This is a genomic window from Blastococcus sp. SYSU D00820, assembly GCF_054050695.1.
Window position 1 is genome coordinate 22703 of the sequence record NZ_JBJGZW010000022.1, and the last position, 19060, is coordinate 41762.

General features: G+C 74.2%; 19 protein-coding genes. 8 read left to right on the top strand and 11 right to left on the bottom strand.

The genetic code is table 11. The annotated features are described in order from the left end of the window. Positions 1–22 precede the first annotated feature (22 nt). Complete coding sequence (locus ACI79R_RS19135; RefSeq protein ID WP_456575250.1) at positions 23–430, top strand: VOC family protein; 408 nt, start codon at positions 23–25, stop codon at positions 428–430. 158 nt (positions 431–588) lie between these two features. Continuing rightward, positions 589–927, top strand: coding sequence for a hypothetical protein (locus ACI79R_RS19140; protein ID WP_456575251.1), 339 nt, complete (start codon positions 589–591; stop codon positions 925–927). An 8-nt stretch (positions 928–935) separates the two neighbouring features. Here the strand turns inward: ACI79R_RS19140 and ACI79R_RS19145 are convergent, their stop codons facing one another. Then, entirely contained in the window at positions 936–2099 is a 1164-nt protein-coding gene (locus ACI79R_RS19145) for a hypothetical protein (protein WP_456575252.1), read from the bottom strand. A 113-nt stretch (positions 2100–2212) separates the two neighbouring features. On the opposite strand from ACI79R_RS19145, the gene ACI79R_RS19150 reads away from it, so the two are divergent. From ACI79R_RS19150 to ACI79R_RS19165, 4 genes are read left to right on the top strand one after another with little or no spacing between them, the layout of a single operon-like run. Further along, a complete protein-coding gene (locus ACI79R_RS19150) occupies positions 2213–2794 on the top strand; it encodes a sigma-70 family RNA polymerase sigma factor (protein ID WP_456575253.1) in 582 nt (193 codons plus the stop codon). After that, positions 2778–3842 carry a hypothetical protein gene (locus ACI79R_RS19155; RefSeq protein WP_456575254.1) on the top strand — a complete coding sequence of 355 codons (1065 nt, stop codon included), beginning with the start codon at positions 2778–2780 and terminating at the stop codon, positions 3840–3842. Before ACI79R_RS19150 ends, ACI79R_RS19155 begins: the two co-directional genes overlap by 17 nt. Positions 3843–3844: 2 nt before the next feature. Then, entirely contained in the window at positions 3845–4816 is a 972-nt protein-coding gene (locus ACI79R_RS19160) for an ABC transporter ATP-binding protein (protein ID WP_456575255.1), read from the top strand. After that, positions 4813–5652 carry an ABC transporter permease subunit gene (locus ACI79R_RS19165; RefSeq protein ID WP_456575256.1) on the top strand — a complete coding sequence of 280 codons (840 nt, stop codon included), beginning with the start codon at positions 4813–4815 and terminating at the stop codon, positions 5650–5652. Before ACI79R_RS19160 ends, ACI79R_RS19165 begins: the two co-directional genes overlap by 4 nt. A gap of 2 nt (positions 5653–5654) precedes the next feature. Here the strand turns inward: ACI79R_RS19165 and ACI79R_RS19170 are convergent, their stop codons facing one another. Genes ACI79R_RS19170 through ACI79R_RS19190 form a run of 5 tightly spaced genes read right to left on the bottom strand, consistent with a single transcriptional unit; the run spans position 5655 to position 11032 of the window. Next, positions 5655–6020, bottom strand: coding sequence for a VOC family protein (locus tag ACI79R_RS19170; protein ID WP_456575257.1), 366 nt, complete (start codon positions 6018–6020; stop codon positions 5655–5657). A 31-nt stretch (positions 6021–6051) separates the two neighbouring features. Next, positions 6052–7314, bottom strand: coding sequence for a bifunctional 3,4-dihydroxy-2-butanone-4-phosphate synthase/GTP cyclohydrolase II (locus tag ACI79R_RS19175; protein ID WP_456575258.1), 1263 nt, complete (start codon positions 7312–7314; stop codon positions 6052–6054). 11 nt (positions 7315–7325) lie between these two features. Continuing rightward, positions 7326–8789 carry an NAD-dependent succinate-semialdehyde dehydrogenase gene (locus ACI79R_RS19180; protein WP_456575259.1) on the bottom strand — a complete coding sequence of 488 codons (1464 nt, stop codon included), beginning with the start codon at positions 8787–8789 and terminating at the stop codon, positions 7326–7328. Between the two features lie 21 nt (positions 8790–8810). Then, positions 8811–10082, bottom strand: coding sequence for a M24 family metallopeptidase (locus tag ACI79R_RS19185; protein WP_456575260.1), 1272 nt, complete (start codon positions 10080–10082; stop codon positions 8811–8813). Then, positions 10079–11032: an NAD(P)-dependent oxidoreductase gene (locus ACI79R_RS19190; RefSeq protein WP_456575261.1), complete on the bottom strand. Its 954-nt coding sequence runs from the start codon at positions 11030–11032 to the stop codon at positions 10079–10081. Before ACI79R_RS19190 ends, ACI79R_RS19185 begins: the two co-directional genes overlap by 4 nt. A gap of 376 nt (positions 11033–11408) precedes the next feature. Between ACI79R_RS19190 and ACI79R_RS19195 the strand changes: the two genes are divergently transcribed. Then, positions 11409–12410 carry a LacI family DNA-binding transcriptional regulator gene (locus ACI79R_RS19195; protein WP_456575262.1) on the top strand — a complete coding sequence of 334 codons (1002 nt, stop codon included), beginning with the start codon at positions 11409–11411 and terminating at the stop codon, positions 12408–12410. Positions 12411–12455: 45 nt separating this feature from the next. Here the strand turns inward: ACI79R_RS19195 and ACI79R_RS19200 are convergent, their stop codons facing one another. Further along, positions 12456–13631, bottom strand: coding sequence for an acyl-CoA dehydrogenase family protein (locus tag ACI79R_RS19200; protein WP_456575263.1), 1176 nt, complete (start codon positions 13629–13631; stop codon positions 12456–12458). A gap of 244 nt (positions 13632–13875) precedes the next feature. Here ACI79R_RS19200 and ACI79R_RS19205 point away from each other — a divergent pair, with 244 nt between their 5' ends. Further along, positions 13876–14490: an NADPH-dependent FMN reductase gene (locus ACI79R_RS19205; protein WP_456575264.1), complete on the top strand. Its 615-nt coding sequence runs from the start codon at positions 13876–13878 to the stop codon at positions 14488–14490. 102 nt (positions 14491–14592) lie between these two features. Here the strand turns inward: ACI79R_RS19205 and ACI79R_RS19210 are convergent, their stop codons facing one another. The 4 genes from ACI79R_RS19210 to ACI79R_RS19225 all read right to left on the bottom strand — a co-directional run bounded on the left by ACI79R_RS19210 (position 14593) and on the right by ACI79R_RS19225 (position 18977). Beyond that, entirely contained in the window at positions 14593–15972 is a 1380-nt protein-coding gene (locus ACI79R_RS19210; protein ID WP_456575265.1) for an amidohydrolase family protein, read from the bottom strand. Then, complete coding sequence (locus ACI79R_RS19215) at positions 15969–16400, bottom strand: RidA family protein (protein ID WP_456575266.1); 432 nt, start codon at positions 16398–16400, stop codon at positions 15969–15971. Before ACI79R_RS19215 ends, ACI79R_RS19210 begins: the two co-directional genes overlap by 4 nt. Before the next feature lie 175 nt (positions 16401–16575). Next, positions 16576–17607, bottom strand: coding sequence for a hemolysin family protein (locus ACI79R_RS19220; RefSeq protein WP_456575267.1), 1032 nt, complete (start codon positions 17605–17607; stop codon positions 16576–16578). Next, positions 17604–18977 carry a hemolysin family protein gene (locus ACI79R_RS19225; RefSeq protein WP_456575268.1) on the bottom strand — a complete coding sequence of 458 codons (1374 nt, stop codon included), beginning with the start codon at positions 18975–18977 and terminating at the stop codon, positions 17604–17606. Before ACI79R_RS19225 ends, ACI79R_RS19220 begins: the two co-directional genes overlap by 4 nt. Between the last annotated feature and the right edge of the window lie 83 nt (positions 18978–19060).

Genomic DNA, 19060 nt, shown 5'->3' on the forward strand with positions numbered 1-19060 from the left:
CGGTCGGCGGGGTCTGCCCTGCATGACCGAGACAGCCAACCGGACCGTGCTGAGCGACAGCCGCGCCTTCAGCGGCTTCTCCGTCGACGACGTCGAGCGGGCCCGGCGCTTCTACACCGAGGTGCTGGGCCTGCGGATGTCGGTGGTGGAGGGGATGGGCGGGATCGCCCGCCTGCACCTGGCCGGCGGAGTCGAGGTGCTGGTGTATGCCAAGGCCGACCACCGGCCCGCCACGTACACGGTGCTCAACTTCCCGGTGCCCGACATCGAGGCCGCGGTGACCGAGCTCGAGGGCCGGGGCGTGGAGTTCCTGCACTACGACGATCCGCCCACCGACGAGCGCGGCATCATGCGCGCCGGCGGTCCCCTGATCGCCTGGTTCGCCGACCCGGCGGGCAACGTGCTGTCGATCATGGAGCAGCAGGGCTGAGCCCGGCGCAGCAGGAGTTCCCCTGCGGGTCCTCGCGCTCTGCCCACCCCTGGGGGCAGAGCACGAGGTCCCGCCGGAGCACCTCTCCCGGCTGCCGTCCCCCGTCAGGGAGGAGGATGGGCCCGAGGGCCCCGTCCCGACGGAGGAGGAGTGCGCAGGTGATCTCGGACGCCGAGGTGCGGCTGGCCAGCCGCGGCGTGGCCATCCGGGAGCTCGGCTCCCAGGACCACCCGGGCGACCTCGAGGGGCACCTGGCCGAGCACCCCGACGTCGTCGGGCTGCTGCTGCTCAACCCCGACCCCTCCGGCGGCGCCTACGTGCGCGCGGTGGTGCGCCCGGACGCCGGCAGCGAGCGGCGCGCGTGGTTCGCCGCCTGGGTCGAGGAGAAGATCGACCGGTTCGCCGAGCACGGCCCCGAGCCCGACGGCTGGTCGCGCCGCCAGCTCGACGGCGGCTGGATGCTCTGGGCCGAGGAGCTCGACCTCCCGCCGCTGTGACCCGCCGGTCACTCCAGCAGCCAGGCGACCTGCTCGTCGTCGGCCCGGTCGTCGCAGTGCCCGCCGACCACCAGCCGGGTGGCGTCCGGGGTGAGCACGACGTCCCCGTGGCCGACGACGCCCTCGGCGCAGAGCACGACCGGCTCCCCGGGCGCGCCGGCCGCCAGGTCCACCGGGGTCACCGTCAGCGCCTCGCCGGCGGCCGGGTCCTCGGCCAGGCCGACGTGCGCCCACGTGCCGGCCGGGTCCACGGCCAGCCCGCGCACGTCGTAGGCGCCCGCCCAGGCGGCCACCAGCTCGGCCGTGCCGGCGCCGTCGGGCACGGCGAGCAGCCGCACCTCCAGGCCGTCGGTGCCGCGCAGCCCCACCGCGGCGAGGACGGTGCCGTCGGCCGTGGTGGCCAGGTGCACGTCGCTGCCGTCCTCGCCGTCGGCGACCAGCGGCACCTCGGCCGGCGAGCCGAGGTCCGCGCCGGCGCGGACGAGCACCGCGTCGCCGGACTCGGTGAACAGCCCGGCCACCGGATCGCCGTCGGGCGTCACCACCAGGCTGGTGACCAGCGCCGTCTCGACCTCGCCGCCGATCTCCAGCGGCGCGTCGGCGGTCACCTCGCCGCTGTCGGCGTCCACCGCGTACAGGTGCGGTGCGTCGCCGGAGATCGACAGGTACACGGTGCGCCCGTCCGGGGAGACGGCGACCTGCACCTCGTTGCGGTACTGCACGTCGATGTCCGCGTCGACCACCACCGGCGTGGTGCCGCCGTCCGCGGCGACGGCCACCCAGCCCACCCCGGTGTCCCCGCCGGCCTCCACCCCGCCTGCCAGCAGCACCGCGCCGTCGGCGGTCGCGGCCGCGTCGGAGAACCCGCTGAGCTCCTCGACCTCGACCTGCGACCAGCCCTCGGCGGCGTCGGACACCGTCGCCACGGAGGTGCCGGAGCCGTCGGCGAGCACCAGCACCGCCTCGCCGTCGGACCGGGCGGTCACCGCCCGCACCTCCACCTCGTCGCCGAACTCGGCCGTCACGGGGTAGGTGAGCACGACCTCCTCGACCGGCCCGCCGGCCGGCGCCGACCCGTGCGCCGCCGGGGCGGCGGCGCCGTCCACGGTCGCCGAGCAGGCGGCCACGAGCAGCAGCGGCAGGACGGCGACCGATCGGGCCCGGGCGGCCATGGTTCCCCCTCGGAGGCGGCGGGCGGACCGCCGCATGGTGCCGTCTCGCAGCAGTGCTGGGGAGGGCTCCGCGCGCGGTGTCACATCCGCGGCCCCGGCGGTGCTCAGAGGGTGTGGACCTCGTGATGCAGGAGCGGTGGACGCCGCCCGCCCCGGCCGTGCCCGCCGCGCGGCGCGGCCGGGCCGGGGTCGCGCGGGCCGGGGGAGTGCGGGCCGACCTCGAGGAGGTCTTCCGCTCGGACTATCCGCAGGTGGTGGCCGTGGCCGCGCGGGTGCTCGGCGCCCGCGACCAGGCCGAGGACGTCGCCCAGGAGGTGTTCCTCGCCTTCGGCCGCTCCTCGGTGCCCGCCGCCGAGGCCGGCGGCTGGCTGACCGTGGCCGCGGCGCACACCGCGCTGAACCTGCTGCGGTCCGGCCGGCGCCGCGCCGCCCGCGAGGAGGCCGTCGGCGCCCACCGCACCGACGTCCCCGACGTCGCCGACGCGGTGATCTCCCGCGAGGAGTCCGGGCGGGTGCGCGCCGCGCTCGCCCGGCTGCCGCGCAAGCAGGCCGTCGTCCTGGTCCTGCGGCACAGCGGCCTGAGCTACGCCGAGGTGGCGGCCGCCCTCGACCTGTCCGTCGGCAGCGTCGGCACGACCGTGCGACGCGCCGAGTCCGCCCTGCGCAAGGAGCTGCACGATGCGTCATCCCTCTGAGGGCGTCCTCCGCCGCCTGCTCGACGAGCCGGTCGGCGTGGCCGACGCCGACCGCGCGCACGTCGCCCGGTGCGCCACCTGCCTCGCCGGGGTGGAGGCCGCCCGCGCCGACGCCGTCGCCGCCGGCGCCGCGCTCGGTCCTGCCCCCGACCGTCTCGACGTCGACGCCGCCTGGGCCCGGCTGTCCGCCACCGCCCCGGCCGGGCGTGCCCCCGCGCCGGCCCGGAGCAGCCGGTGGGCCGGTGCGCTGCGCCGTCCGGCGGTCGCCGCGTTCGGCGTCGTGCTGGTGCTCTCCGGCGCGGGCGTGGCCGCGGCCAACGACTGGCTGCCGATCTTCCGCACCGAGGCGGTCGAGCCGGTCGCCGTCGACACCGGCGACCTGGTCGCCCTGCCCGACCTCTCCGCCTTCGGCGACCTGGAGGTCAGCGGCAGCGGCGAGCCGCAGGAGGTCGCCGACGCCGCCGAGGCCCAGCAGCGCACCGGCCTGACCCTGCCCGGGGTGGGGGAGCTGCCGGTGGGCGTGACCGGCGAGCCCCGGTACGTGGTGGCCGACCGGCTGAGCGCCGTCTTCACCTTCTCTGCCGAGAAGGCCGCGGCGGCCACCGGGGAGGACCTCCCGCCGCTGCCCCCGGGCCTCGACGGCAGCCGCGTGCAGCTGGAGGCCGGCCCCGCGGCCGCGGCGGTGTGGACCCAGGAGTCCGGGCTGCCGGTGCTCGCCGTGGGCCGCGCGGTGGCGCCCACCGCCGCCTCCGACGGCGTCCCGTTCGAGACCGTGCGCGACTACCTGCTGTCGCTGCCCGGCCTCCCGCCCGAGCTCGCCGCCCAGCTGCGCACCTTCACCGCCGACGGCACGACGCTGCCGCTGCCGGTGCCCGCGGACATGGTCACCACCAGCGAGGCCGAGATCGACGGCCGCCCGGCCACCGTGCTGGCCTCCCGCGACGGCACGATGTCCGGCGTGGTGTGGGTGTCCGACGGCGTGATCACCGGCGTCGCCGGCGCCGTGAGCACCGACGAGGTGCTGGCCGTGGCCCGGGCGCTGCGCTGACCGTGGCCGCCGAGGACCTCCGCACCGCGGCCGACCTGGTCGCCGGGCTCCCGGCCTCGCCGGCCGTCTGGTGCTCCGGACTGCGCAAGCGGTACGGGCGCCGGACGGCCGTCGACGGGGTCTCCTTCACCGTCGGCCGGGGCGAGGTGGTCGGCCTGCTCGGCCCCAACGGGGCGGGCAAGACCAGCGTCATCAAGATGCTGCTGGGCCTGGTCCGCCCCGACGCCGGCGAGGTGATGCTGCTCGGCTCCCCGGGGCGGGATCCGGAGTCCCGGCGCCGGGTGGGCTACCTGCCCGAGCTGTTCCGCTACCAGCCGTGGCTCACCGCCGCGGAGGTGCTGGCGCTGCACGCCCGGCTCGCCGGGGCGCCGATGACCGACGCCGACGGGCGCGACCGGCTGGCCCAGGTGGGGCTGGCCGGGCGCGACCGCGACCGGGTCGGCGGCTTCTCCAAGGGCATGCAGCAGCGGCTGGGCCTGGCCGTCGCGCTGGCCGGCCGGCCGGAGCTGGTGGTGCTCGACGAGCCGACCAGCGCGCTGGACCCGATCGGCCGGGTCGACGTCCGTGACCTGGTGCTGGCGCTGCGGGAGCAGGGCGTGGCGGTGCTGCTCAACTCGCACCTGATCGGCGAGGTCGAGCGGGTGTGCGACCGGGTGGTGATCCTCGACCGGGGCACGCTGGCCGCCTCCGGCACGCTCGAGGAGCTGCTCGGCCGGCACGAGGTGCGGCTGCACCTCACCGGCGTCGACGCCCGCGCCGAGGCCCGGCTGCGGGCCACGGGGGAGGTCGGCGGCGGCGGCGGGCACTACACCGTCGCCCTGCCGATGGACGACGACGGCACCGCCGTGCCCGCGCTGGTCGCCGACCTCGTGGCGCTGGGCGTGGCGGTGCACGCGGTGGAACCCGCGCGGATCAGCCTGGAGGACCGGCTGCTGGGCATCCTGCGCGGCCGCGACGCGGAGGCCGCGCGGTGACCGTGCTGACCGTCGCGGGGCTCACCCTGCGCGAGGCCGCCCGCCGCCGGGTGCTCTGGGCGCTCTTGGTGCTCACCGTGGCGCTGCTGACGCTCAGCGGCTGGGGCTTCTCCCGGCTGGCCGGGCTGGACACCGAGTTCGGCGAGCTGACCACCGGCCAGGCGCGGCTGTTCGCCTCGCAGCTGGTCAACCTGGTGATGTTCGGGCTGAGCCTGATCGCCGCGCTGGGCACCGCCTTCCTCGCCGGGCCGACCCTGTCCGGCGAGATGGAGTCGGGCATGGCGCTGTCGGTGCTGGCCCGGCCGGTGCGCCGCCCGGTGTGGCTGCTCGGCAAGTGGCTGGGCCTGGTCGTCGTCGGCTGCGGCTACGTGGTGCTGGCCGGGCTCGCCCAGTTCGCCGTCGTCCGGTGGACGGTCGGGTACTGGCCGCCGGACCCGGTGACCGGGCTGGCGCTGCTGGCCGCGCAGACCGTGGTGCTGCTGACCCTCGGCCTGCTGCTGTCCAGCGTGATCTCGCCGATGGCCTCCGGTGTGGTCGCCGTCGGGCTGTTCGGCGCCACCTGGGTGGCCGGGGTGGTCGGCAGCGTCGGCGAGGTGCTGGGCAACGACGGCGTGGCCCGGGTGGGCACGGTGTCGCGGATGCTGCTGCCCACCGACGGGCTCTGGCGGGGGGCGATGCACTCGTTCCAGGACCCGACGCCGCTCGGGCTGGACTTCGCCGGCTCGCCGTTCCTCGCCCAGGCCCCGCTCACCCCGGCCTACCTGCTGTGGGCGCTGGTGTGGGTGGCGATGGTGTGGGGGCTGACCGCGCTGGTGCTCGACCGCCGCGACGTCTGAGCTCAGCGTTGGGCCCAGACGCCCAGTTCGTTCCCGCTGGGGTCGGTGAAGTGGAACCGGCGGCCGCCGGGGAACTCGTACGGCCCGTCGACCACCCGGCCGCCGGCGGCGGTCACCGCCTCGACCGAGGCGTCGAGGTCGGTGGAGAACAGCAGCACCAGCGGGCCACCCGGACGCACCGCGTCGTCCAGCCGCAGCCCGCCGGCCTCCGGGGCGGCGTCGTCGCCGCCGTCCCGGAAGCCGGCGTAGCCGGGCCCGTAGTCGGTGAACCGCCAGCCGAAGGCCTCGGTGTAGAAGCGCCGGGCCGCCGCCAGGTCGGTGACGGTCAGCTCCACGTAGTCGATGGCGTGGTGGCGTGGTGAGGTCATGCCGGGCATCGTGCACCCGGCCACCGACAGGTCAGCCGTGCGACCGGGGGGCGTCCTCGGCCGGCAGCGCCAGGTCGTGCCCCATGCGCTCGCGCTTGGTGCGCAGGTAGCGCACGTTGTGCGGCGTCTCCACCACCGGCAGCGACACGCGGCCGACGACGTCGAGGCCGTAGCCCTCCAGCCCCCCGTACTTGGCGGGGTTGTTCGTGATGAGCCGCAGCCGCCGCACGCCGAGGTCGCTGAGGATCTGGGCGCCGACGCCGTAGCTGCGGGAGTCGACCGGCAAACCCTGGGCGGTGTTGGCGTCGACGGTATCCAGGCCGGCCTCCTGGAGCGCGTAGGCGCGGATCTTGTGCCCCAGGCCGATCCCGCGCCCCTCCTGACCGCGCAGGTAGACCACCGCACCGCAGCCCTCGTCGGCGATGGCCTGCAGCGCCTGCTCCAGCTGGGCGCCGCAGTCGCAGCGCAGCGAGCCGAGGATGTCCCCGGTGAGGCACTCGCTGTGCACGCGGACCAGCGCGCCGCGGGGTCCCTGCCCCGCCGCGGCGACGTCACCCAGGACCAGTGCGAGGTGCTCGGTGCCGTCCAGCACGTGCCGGTAGGCCACCGCGCGGAACTCGCCGAACGCGGTCGGCATCGCCGAGGTCGCGACCGCCTCGACCAGCCCCCCGGTCGCGCGCCGGTGACGGACGAGGTCGGCCACGTGCAGGGTGAGCAGCCCGTGCTCCTCGGCGAAGGCGCGCAGGGCGGCGCCCCGGAGCATCGTCCCGTCCTCGGTGGTCAGCTCACCGATCACGCCGACTCCCGACAGGCCGGCCATGCGGAGCAGGTCGACCGCCGCCTCGGTGTGCCCGGCCCGGGTCAGGACGCCTCCCTCGCGCGCGCGGAGGGGGAACACGTGCCCGGGCCGGCGCAGGTCACCCGGCCGGGTGGCGACGTCGGCGAGCGCGTGGAAGGTGGCGACCCGGTCGGCCGCCGACACACCGGTGCCGGTGCCCACGGCGTCGACCGTGACCGTGAACGCCGTGCCGTGCGCATCGGTGTTGTCGGCGACCATCGGCGGCAGCTGCAGGGCATCGGCGCGCTCCGCGGGCATGGGAGCGCAGACGATCCCGGTGCTGTGGCGGACCAGGAAGGCCATCTGCCGCTCGGTGACCAGTTCAGCGGCGACCACCAGGTCGGCCTCGTCCTCCCGGTCGTGGTCGTCGGCGACGACGACCATGCCGCCGGCGGCGAGGGTGGCCACCGCGCGCTGCACGGTGGCGGTGGGCAGGTCGTGGGTCCGGCTCGTCACTTCGGCCTCCGCTACCAGTCGACGGCGATGTACTGGGACTCGGTGAACTCGAGGAGGCCCTCGTGGCCGCCCTCCCTGCCGAGCCCGCTCTGCTTGAAGCCCCCGAACGGCGCCGCGGGGTCGGAGACGACGCCCCGGTTCAGCCCGACCATGCCGACCTCGAGGCGCTCGCTCACCCGCAGCCCGCGGGCGAGGTCACGGGTGAACACGTAGCCGACCAGCCCGTACTCGGTGTCGTTGGCCAGGCGGACGGCCTCGTCGTCGGTGTCGAAGGCGACCAATGGTGCGACCGGCCCGAAGATCTCCTCCGTCAGCACCGGCGCGCCGGCGGGGACGTCGAGCAGCACGGTGGGCGGGTAGAAGAAGCCGGGGCGGTCCAGCGGATGTCCGCCGGTCGCCACCGACGCACCCGCCGCGACCGAGTCGGCCACGAGCTCGGCGACCTTGGTGCGGGTCGCCTCGTTCACCAGCGGCCCGACGTCGACGCCGTCCTCCAGGCCGTCGCCCACCACGAGGGCGCCCATCCGGGCGGCCAGCTTCTCGCCGAACTCGGCGAGGACCGACCGGTGCACGAGGATCCGGTTCGCGGCGGTGCACGCCGACCCCCCGTTGCGCATCTTGGCGACCATGGCGCCCTCGACGGCCAGGTCGACGTCGGCATCCTCGAGGACGATGAGCGGCGCGTTCCCGCCCAGCTCCATCGAGCAGTTGACGACCGTGCGGGCGGCCGAGGCCAGGAGCACCCGGCCCACCTCGGTGGAGCCGGTGAACGACAGCTTGCGGACCCGCGGGTCGTCGAGCATGGCGTCGACGACCGCCCCCGAGCGCCGCGAGGTCAGCACGTTGACGACCCCGGCCGGCACGCCGGCCTCGTGCAGGAGCGTGGTCACGGCGAGGGCGGTCAGTGGGGTCTCGCTGGCGGGCTTGAGGATCACCGGGCAGCCGGCTGCCAGGGCCGGCGCGATCTTCCGGGTGGCCATCGCGGCGGGGAAGTTCCAGGGCGTCACCAGGACGCTGATCCCCACGGGCACGTGGTTGACCACGATCCGGTTGCTGCCGCTCGGGGACCGCTGGACGCTGCCGACCAGGCGGACGGCCTCCTCGGCGTACCAGCGCATGAACTCGGCGGCGTAGGCGACCTCGGAGCGGGCGTCGGTCAGGGACTTGCCGTTCTCCAGGACGATGAGCCGGGCCAGGTCGTCCGCGCGGCTGAGCATGAGCTCGAACGCCGCCCGGAGGACCTCGCCGCGCCGGCGGGGCGGGGTGGCCGCCCACCCCTCGGCGGCCGCCGCTGCGGCGTCGACCGCGCGCAGCGCCGTGGCCACGTCGGCGTCGGGGACCGAGGCGATCACCCGGCCGTCGGCCGGGTTGCGGACGTCGATCGAGCTGCCGTCGGGACCGTCCTCCCAGCTGCCGCCGATGAGCAGCCGGTGGGGGAACCAGTCGAGGGCCGGGGATGCGGTGGTCGCCGTCATCGATGCACTTCCTCCGGGGTGTCAGTACTTGTTGGCGACGAACAACTCGTCCGCCGGGAAGAGGGTGAGGATCCGGGGCCCGTCCTCGGTCACGACGACCTCCTCCTCGATCCGCGCGGCCGAGAAGCCGTCGGTGGCCGGGCAGTAGGTCTCGAGCGCGAAGACCATCCCGACCTCCAGCTCGACCGGGTTCCCCGGGCTGTTCAGCCGGGAGATGATGGGACGTTCGTGCAGGCCGAGACCCAGGCCGTGCCCGAACTGCAGCCCGAAGGCGGCACGCTCGTCGTCGAAGCCGAACTCCGTGGCCGCCGGCCAGACGGCGGCCACCTCGTCGGTGCCGCGACCTGGCCGGATCATCGCGATGGAGGCGTCCATCCACTCGCGGGCCCGGCGGTAGGCGTCGCGCTGGGCCGGCGTCGCGCTGCCGACGGCGAAGGTCCGGTAGTAGCAGGTCCGGTAGCCGTTGAAGCTGTGGATGATGTCGAAGAACGCCTGGTCGCCCGGCCGGATGATCCGGTCGGTGAAGTTGTGCGGGTGCGGGTTGCAGCGCTCGCCGGAGATGGCGTTGACCGCCTCGACCTGGTCCGATCCGGCCGAGTACAGGCGGTGGTTGGCCAGCGCGACGATGTCGCGCTCTCGCACGCCCGGCTTCAGGGCCTCGGCGATGTCCTGGTAGACGCCGTCGACCATGGCTGCGGCCTGGTTGAGCAGGACGATCTCGTCGAGCGACTTGATCTGCCGGGCGTCGAGCATCTGCTGCTGGCAGTCCACGACCCGCAGCCCCTGCCGGTCCATCTCGGCGGAGAAGGCCGGCTCGACGATGTCCACGCCGACCGGCAGCTCGGCGAGCCCGAGGTCGTGCAGGATGCCTTTGAGTTCGCGGACCGCGTCGACCATCAGCCCGGCGGAGGGGGCGACCGCTCCGCGCATTCCCAGCATCCCGGGCCGGCAGTTCTCGTCCGGGAGCCAGTTGGAGTACAGCTGGTGGTGCCGGACGGCCGAACCGAAGTCCCACAGCCACGGGGCGTCCGCTCCGCGTGCCAGCAGCGCGTAGCGGGTCATCTTGTCGCCGAGGGCGCCACCGATCCACGTCTGGGTGACGTAGCGGATGTTGTAGGAGTCGAAGAGCAGGAACGCCCCGCACTCACCGGACTCGAGGGCGGTCCGGGCCCGGCCCAGGCGGTACTCGCGGAGCCGGGCGAAGTCGACCCGCTCCTCGTAGTCCACGCCCATGTGCCCGGGCGCGGGAAGCGGGAGGGCGCCGCCGAGCGGGAGCGGCGTCGGCCCGGTCACGGCTCGGTCGTCCCCGTCTCGAGACCGTCGCTGACCTCCGCGTCCTCGGGCTTCAGGGTCATGCCGGAGCTGGCCGCCTGGAGGTCCAGGAGGATCGCGAAGTCCTCGTCGACGCGGCCGCTGCCGATGCTGGCCTGGACCAGCTGGGCGGTGGCCGAGGCCAGGGGCATCGGCACGTCCATGCTCCGGGCCGCGGCCAGGCCGAGGTCGAAGTCCTTGCGCAGCAGGACGGGCGTGAAGGTGGGGGTGTAGTCCAGCTTCACGAGGGCCGGCGTCTTGTACCGGGTGAAGACCGAGCCCATCACGCTGTTGTTCAGGAAGTCGAGGAACGCCGCCCGCGGGACGCCGCCCTTCTCGGCGAGGACGGTGATCTCGGCGAGGGACTGGGTGACCACGCCCAGGAAGAGGTTGTGGCAGATCTTTACCAGCCGGGCGGTGTCCCCGTCGCCGGCGTAGGTCACCGAGCGACCGATGAGCGCGAGCAGCGGGTGGACCCGCAGGTAGGTCTCCTCGGGGCCGGAGGCCACCAGGGTCAGGCGGCCGGCCTCGGCGACCTTGCCGTTGCCGCTGACGGGGGAGGCGAGGAAGTGCACGCCGAGCCGGTCGCAGGTCTCGCGGATCCTCGCCGACGACTCGGTGGAGATCGTCGAGCAGTCGACGAGCACCTGCGGCAACTGGTCGGAGTCGGCGAGCAGGCCGCGCTCGCCGAGGAGCACCTCCTCGAGGTCGGCGGGGGTGGACACCATCGTGAACACCACGTCCTGCGTGCGGAGACCGGCGATCTCGTCGACGACCTCGGCGCCGCGAGCGGCGAGCGGCTCGGCCTTGGCGCGGGTGCGGTTCCAGACCTTGAGGGGCGTGCCCGCATCGGCGAGCCGACCGGCCATGGCCGCGCCCATGCGTCCGGTCCCGAGCCAGCCGACGGTGTCGCGCACTGCGTCCTGCGTCATGTCGTCCTCCGTTGCAAACGTTTGTAGCCCCGACGGTAGGTGTCCCCCGATGCGACGTCAACACCCGTCCACGGAGGGGCGCGGTGTCCTCGCCGCGCGAGGTGCCGGCGCGGGAGCCGGCGTCCTGCCGTCACCAGCACCGAGTCGTGACCAGCGAGTCGGTGCCCGAGTCGAGGGGGAGACACCGGGCAGCGGACGCCTAGCCGTCGTCCCGTCGAGAGGGATCCGCGGGGGAGTCCTGCCGCGGATCCGGCACCCGGCCGTCCTCCTGTGTGGCAGGCTCGCGACACCGGCCGTGAGGACGTGCTGGTGCAATCGATCGCGGGTCAGGGGCCCGCGCGGGAGTCGAGGGACGATGACGGCAACACTTCGCGACGTGGCCCAGTTGGCCGGGGTGCACCCGGCCACCGTCTCCCGTGCGCTCAACGCGGAGACCGCGCACCTGGTGGCCGCCGCGACGGCACGCAAGGTCAGGTCGGCCGCCACGAAGCTCGGCTACGTCGCCAACCCGCTGGCCCGGAGCCTGAAGACGAACCGGACCCAGGCCCTCGGTGCCGTCATCCCGGACATCACCAACCCGATCTTCCCGCCGATCATCCGGGGGATCGAGGACGCCGCCTCGGCCGCCGGGTTCAACGTGCTGGTGGCCAACACCGACAACGAGGCCGCGCGCGAGCGGTCCCAGGTCGCGCAGCTGCGCGCCCGTCAGGTCGACGGGCTGATCGTCGCGTCGTCCCGCGTGGACGACCCGGTCATCGCCTCGCTGATCACCGACGACGTGCCCCTCGTCCTGGTCAACCGCGTCGAGCCGGACCTCCCGGTCTCCAGCGTCTCGGGGGACGACGCCGCCGGGATCCGCCGGCTCGTGCGCCACCTCATCGAGCTGGGCCACACCCGGATCGCGCACATCGCCGGCCCGTCGACCACTGCCACCGGCGTCCTGCGGCTGCGCGTGTTCCGCCAGGAGGTGGCGGCCTACGGACTGCCGGCCGAGGGCTGCCCGGTGATCGAGGCCTCCGCCTACCAGATGGACGCCGGCGAGCAGTGCATGGACCAGCTGCTCGACAGTGATCCGGAGATCACCGCGGTGCTGGCCGCCAACGACCTGCTGGCCCTGGGCTGCTACCGGTCGCTGCGTCGCCGGGGGCTGGACATCCCCGGGCACATCAGCGTCGCCGGGTTCAACGACCTGCCGCTGGTCGACCTGGTGCAGCCGCCGCTCACCACCGCGCACATCGAGCTGTACGACCTGGGCGCCGAGGCCGCCCGGCTGCTCCTGGAACGGGTCAGCGGAGGCGACGTCCGGCCCAAGTCGGTGCTGCTCCCGGTCACGCTCCGCCAGCGCGGCTCCACGACCGTCGCGCGCACCGGCCGGTAGTGGCGGGCGCCCCCTGGCGCCCGCCACTACCGGCGCCGGCAGGGCTCACAGCATCGGGCTCACGTGCGGCTCGAGCCCGAGCAGGGTCCGGCCGTACATCTCGAACGGCACGTTGAGGGTGAACAACGCGTGCCGGCTCGCAGTGCCGATGTCCCGCCAGATCCGGCTGAGCGGGGAGAACTCGGCGAACGCGGAGGTGCCGTGTGCCGACATGAGGATGTCGACGGCCTCCCGCGCCTGCTGGCTGGCCCAGGCGTAGTCGGCGCGGATCCGCGCCCGCTCCTCGCTGGTCAGGTCGAGCTCCCCGGCCATGGCGGCGTCCACGTCGGCGGAGGCGCGCCGCGCGTGCAGCCAGGCGGTGTCGATCTTCGTCGCCGCCTCGGCCACGTCCAGCTGGAACGGGGCGGCCTCGGCCTGGCTGCTGTAGACCGATACCGCGATCGGCCGGCCGTGCGCCTTCGCCCGGACGAAGCCGAGCACCGCGTCGGCCATGCCCAGCTGGGGCCCGAGGATGGCGACGGTCAGGATGCCGGCCAGGTGCGCGTGCTGCGGGGCGGGGGAGCCGATGACGAACGGCGCGATGCGGTGGTCGGGGACGAACACCTCGGACGCGACCACCGTGTTGCTGCCGGTGCCCCGCATGCCGGTCACGTACCAGGTGTCCTCGATCGTCACGTCGCTCATGGGCACGAGCACCAGGGACGGCGGCGTGGTCGCCGGGTCACCGAGCGGCGGCACCATGCCGATGACCCAGTCCGCGTGCAGGGAGCCCGACGCGTAGGCCCACTTGCCGTTGACGACGATGCCGCCGGCGACCGGGCGCGCCTGGGCGGTGGGCTGGATGGGGGAGGCGATCCGGGCGAGCGGGTTGCTCTCCCAGACCTCCCGCTGCGCCTGCTCCGGGAAGAGGGTGAGCGTGTAGGTGCTCGCGTTCAGGATCCCGGTCACCCAGGCCGACGAGCTGCATCCCCGGCCGAGGGCGGCGGTGACCTCGAGCAGGGTCGTCGCGCCCCGCGCATGCCCGCCGAACTCCTCGGAGACGAGGAGCTTGAACAGGCCGCCGTCGGTCAGCGCCTGCACGGTCCGCGGGGTGAGGTCGCGGGTGCGGTCCACCTCGGCCGCGTCTTCCCAGAGGTCGGGCTGGAGTGAGTCCGCATAGCGGACGAGGTCGGCGTGCGCATTCGAAGCAGCGAGCGTCTGGGGCCTGTCGGTGACGGTCACGATACTCCTCCTTGGGTTGCAACCGATTGTAGGAGCAAGCCTCAGGTGCGCGTAAGCCCTCATGAGGCTTTTGTCGCAGCCGGACCCTCTCTCGCGCCGGAGACGGCGACCGGAACTGGCAGAAGTGCGCCTAAGACACCTACCGGCGACCGGGCCGGAGCGCCCTCTAGCACGGTGTTGACGCCCTTCTGCGGCCGCCCCTATGGTCTGCCAAACGTTTGCAGAACCGGGCGAGGAGCCGCACATGTCCGACCACCCTGAACCGCTGCACGTGCTCGTGATCGTGGGAAGTCTCCGGGAGAACTCGTACAACGCCGGCCTGGCCCGCGCGTTCGTGCAGGAGGCGCCGTCCTCCATGGCCGTCGAGGTCTACGACCGTCTCGGGGATCTCCCGCACCTCAACGACGACGTCTTCCAGGAGTCCGGCTTCCCCGCGCCGGTCGCCGACCTGCGGAACCGGATCGAGGCGGCGGACGCCGTCGTGCTGTCCACCCCGGAGTACGCCTACGGCCCGCCGGGGGTGCTGAAGAACGCTCTCGACTGGATGAGCTACCCGCCGCCGACCAACCCGCTGCGCTTCAAGCCGGTGGCGCTCATGGGCGCGTCCATCGGTCCCGGCGGCACCATCCGCGGGCAGAACCAGCTCCGGCAGACCCTCCTGTTCTTCGACGCCGGTCTGATCGGCAAGCCGGAGATCCAGGTCCCGCACGCCGGGCACGGTCCGTTCGACCCGCAGGGCGACCTCAAGGACGACCTGGTCCGCGAGCTCATCGTCGAGCTGATCGAGGAGATCGAGCGGTTCGTCCCGGCCAACCGGATGCGGCATGCCGACAGCAAGCGGCCCTTCCGCTTCAGCTGAGGACCCCGTCGCCACCTGGATCGGGTGGCGATGCCGAACGGGGGTGGGCAGCCGGCGCGCCGGTTGCCCACCCCCGTTCCGGTTGCCGGTCCGGTCGCCGGCTCAGAAGGCCCGGCCCTGGCCGGCCTCGTAGCGCGCGCGCAGCTCCGCCGTCATCTCCGGCCACTGCGTGTCCGGCGTGCGACCCAGCAGGAAGTCGCGGGACGCCGCCAGGCGCTCCCGGATCTCCGGCAGGTCGGGGCGGTGCAGCCGGCGGTCGGCCACCACCAACCGCCCGCCCACGTAGACGCGGCCCACCGCACCCGACCCCGCCTGCAGGACGACGTGCTCGGCCGCCTCGGCGCCCCCGAGCCCGAACGGCTCGGTGTCGACGACGACGAGGTCCGCACACTTCCCGGGCGTGATGCTGCCGATCTCGGCGTCCATCCCGAGGGCGCGTGCACCGCCGATCGTCGCGAGCTCCAGGACCCGCCGCGGATCCAGTGCGGGGGAGCCGGCCCGGCGGGCCGGCGGCCGGCCGGCCAGCCGGTCGACGGTGGAGTCGGAGTGGCGGTCGAGCGCCAGCGCGATCCGCATCTGCACGAAGGGGTCGCCGTTGACGGCCGTCGGCGAGTCGGTCCCGATGCCGACCGGCACGCCGCGGCGCAGCGCCCGCCCGAGGTTCGGTGTGATGCCCATCTGGCCGGCCTCGACCTCCGGCGTGATGAGCAGTGGGGACCGCGCCTCGGCCAGGAGGTCCAGCTCGGCGTCGGTGATCGGGCCGCAGTGGACCCACAGCAGGTCGTCGCCCAGGAGGCCCTGCCCGGCGCTCTGCGCGACCTGCCCGGGGAGGTTGGCGTGCACGGTCGCCTTCAGGCCGAGCTCCCGGGCCGCCTGCACCTCCGCCGCATGGGCGTCGGGGGACACGTGCTCGATGTTGTTCAGCGACACGGCCATGCGGACCGGTCCGTCGTGCGCCGCCGCGAGGCGCTGCAGTTCCTCCACCCGGGACCCGAACGTCGGCAGCTCGTCGCTGCCCGCCTCGGGCCGGGGTCGGAAGCTGAAGGCGAACAGCGCCCGGATGCCCGCGTCGGTGAGCCCGGCGATGGAGGCGTCGGCGTGCGCCGCGGAGTTGGTGGCGTGGCAGAAGTCGAGGGTCGTGGTGACGCCGTGCGAGAGCAGCTCCAGCGCGCCGCCGCGGGTCGCCTCGAACATGTCGTCCGGCCGCAGCCGCCCGGACAGGGGGTGCACCAGCCCGAAGTACTCCCGCCCCCAGCACGAGGAGGCCAGGCCCCGGAGGGCGGACTGCCAGAGGTGGATGTGCGTGTCCACGAAGCCCGGGACCAGCACCGAACCCCGCAGGTCGACCACCTCGTCGTACCCGTCGGCGATGGTGGGACCGACCTGCACGATGCGGTCGCCGTCCAGGAGGACGTCGCCGACGAGGTCGCCCACGTCGGGGTCCATCGTGACGACGTGGGCGCCGCGGAGGAGGGTTCTCACGCCTGCGCCCGCGGCGGCACGGCGGCGATGGCGCTGATCTCGAGTCGCAGGTGCGGCGGCACCAGCCGGGAGACCTGGCAGGTCATCGAGGTGGGCAGGGTCGGGAAGTACTCCCGCATGACCGCCACGACTGCGGCGTTGTCGCGGTCGATGTCGACGAGGATCTTCTGGACCTGGACGACGTCGGCGAAGGTCGCCCCGCTGGCGTCCAGGACCTGCGCCATCCGCTCGAACAGCCGGCGGGTCTCGGCCTCGATGCTGTCGTCCGCGGCGTCGCGCTCGCCCAGGCACCCGGCGACGAAGACCAGGTCCATCCCCGCCGGCACGCGGATGGCGGGGACGAAGGGCAGTCCGGCGCGGCCGTAGAGCTCCTCGGCGGTGCCGTGGATCTCGAGTCCCGCAGGCGTGGTGCTGGGTGTCAGGGTCATGGGTTCCTCACGGTCGATCGCTGCGCGGACGGCCGGACGGCGCTGTCCCGGTGGTCACAAACGATTGCAGGAATGACACCAGCCGCGCTCGGAGTGCGTCAAGGCCCGCCCGGTCATCGGGCGACCGCGCGGCCGGACCCCGAGGGGAGTCCGGCCGCGAACGTCGGAGCGCCGGTCAGGCCGGCTGCGGCTCCTCGGCCCGGGCCGGCGGCGGGAACAGCCGGCGCAGCACGTCCGACAGCGTGATGACGCCGAGCACCGTGTCGCCGTCGGTGACCACCGCGAGGTGGTTGCGGGTCTCGCGCATGGCCTTGAGCGCGGCGTGCACCGTCGTCCCGGCGTCGAGGCCGAACACCGGCCGGGCGAGGGTGTCGGCCCGCTCGTCCTCGGCCGAGGCGAGGGTGTCGCGGACGTGCACCACGCCGGTCAGCCGGTCGGGGGTGCCCAGCAGGATGCGCAGGTGCCCGGTCGTGCGGGTGAGGTGGCGGACGTCGGCGACCGTCGCGTCGGCCGGCACCACGGCCAGGTCGGCGCCCTCGGTGACCAGCTCGCGCACCGTCATCCGCTCCAGCTCCAGGGCACCGGAGATCTGCTCGGAGAAGCTGGCGTCCAGCGCGCCCACGTTGGCCGAGTGCTCGACCAGGTGGCGCAGCGCGTCGGGGCTGTGCCCCACGGCCAGCTCGTCGGCCGGCGCGACGCCGACCCGGCGCACCAGCGCGTTGGCGGTGACGTTGAGCAGCCGCAGCAGCGGGCGGAACACCGCCATGAACGCCCGCATCGGCCCGGCCAGCAGGGTGGCCGAGCGCTCGGGGTGCGCGATCGCCCAGGACTTCGGCGCCATCTCGCCCACCACGAGGTGGATGAAGGTGACGATCAGCAGCGCCAGCACGAAGCCGACGACGTCGGCGGCGACCAGCGGCAGGCCCCACGTCTCGAACAGCGGGGTGAGCCAGTGGTGCACGGCCGGCTTGCTGATCGCGCCCAGCGCGAGGGTCGCGGCGGTGATGCCGAGCTGCGAGCCGGCCAGGAGCAGGGTCAGCTCGGAGGAGTTGCGCAGCGCGGCGCGGGCCGACCGGCTGGTCGGCGCGGCCTCCTCCAGCCGGTGCCGCTTGGCCGCGAGCGCGGCGAACTCGACGGCCACGAAGAACGCCGACAGCGCGACGATGACGATGGTGGCGGCGGCCACCACCCACGGGTTCTCGCTCATCGGGCGGTCTCCTCGTCGGTGCGGTCGGGCAGTTCCAGGCGCACCCGCGAGGGCACGTGCCGGTCGACGGCGAGCACCTGGACCTGCAGCAGTCGGGGTGCCGGGGCGTCGTCGTGGACGAGGTCGCCGGGGTCGGGCGGCAGCTCGACCGGCAGCGTGGTGCCGGGCTCGGGCAGCGTCCCGGCAGCGGCGATGACCAGGCCGGCGATCGTCTCGTAGGGGCCGCGCGGCAGGTCGACGCCGAGCGAGCGCTCGACCTCGTCGACGTGCACGTCGCCGGACATCTCCCAGACGCCGTCGCCCTCGACGGGCACGTAGGCCGGATCGACGTCGTCGTCGTGCTCGTCGGTGATCTCGCCGACCAACTCCTCGGCGAGGTCCTCCAGCGTGATCACGCCGGCGAAGCCGCCGTACTCGTCGATGACGCAGGCCATCTGGTTCTGCGTCTCGGCCAGGTGGCGCAGCGCGTCGGGCAGCGAGGTGTAGGTCGAGACGACCAGGGGCTCGCGGGCGATGGCGGGCACGCGGGCGGTGTCGGGCAGGGGGGTGGCCAGCAGATCGGCCAGGTGGACGACGCCGACGACGTCGCCCGCGCCGTCCAGGACCGGGTAGCGGGAGTGGCCCGACGCCATCAGCTCGCGCAGGTGGCCGAGGGTGTCGGTCTCGGAGACGGTGCCCACGCGGGGGCGCGGGATCATCGCGTGCTCGACGTCGCGGTCGGGGAAGTCGAGGATGCGGTCGACCAGCATCGACAGCTCGGCCGGCAGGTCGCCGCTCTCGCGCGACTCCTCGACGATGTGCTCGAGGTCGCGCGCGGTGGCGGCGTGCTCGACGTCGTGCACCGGCTCGATCTTCAGCGCCTTGAGCAGCAGGTTCGACGCCGCGTCGAAGACGGTGATCAGCCAGCCGAAGACGGCCAGGTACACGGTGGTGGAGGCGCTCAGCCAGCGGGCGACCGGCTCCGGCCGGGCGATGGCGAGGTTCTTGGGGAACAGCTCGCCGAACAGCATCTGGACGACGGTGGAGAACAGCAGCGCGAGGACGGCGCCGATGCCGACGCTGACCGCGGTCGGGATGCCGACGCCACCGAGCAGCGCACCCAGGGAGTCGCCGATCAGCGGCTCGGCGACGTAGCCGACCAGCAGGCCGGTGACGGTGATGCCGAGCTGGGCGCCGGAGAGCATGAACGAGGTGCGGCGGGTGACCTTCAGGGCGCGCTCGGCGGCGGCGTCACCGGCCTCGGCGCGCGCGGCCAGGGTGGCGCGGTCGACCGCCATGTAGGCGAACTCCTGGGCCACGAAGTAGCCGGTGAGCACGGTGATCCCGAGGACCACCAGCACACCCAGGAGCAGGGAGAGCACTTCTGTCATCGGCCACGCACCCCCTTGCTATGGGGCGGGTGCGCGGCCGGGGGTATGTGGGCTGTGCTCATGACTCTCTTCGCCGATGGCGG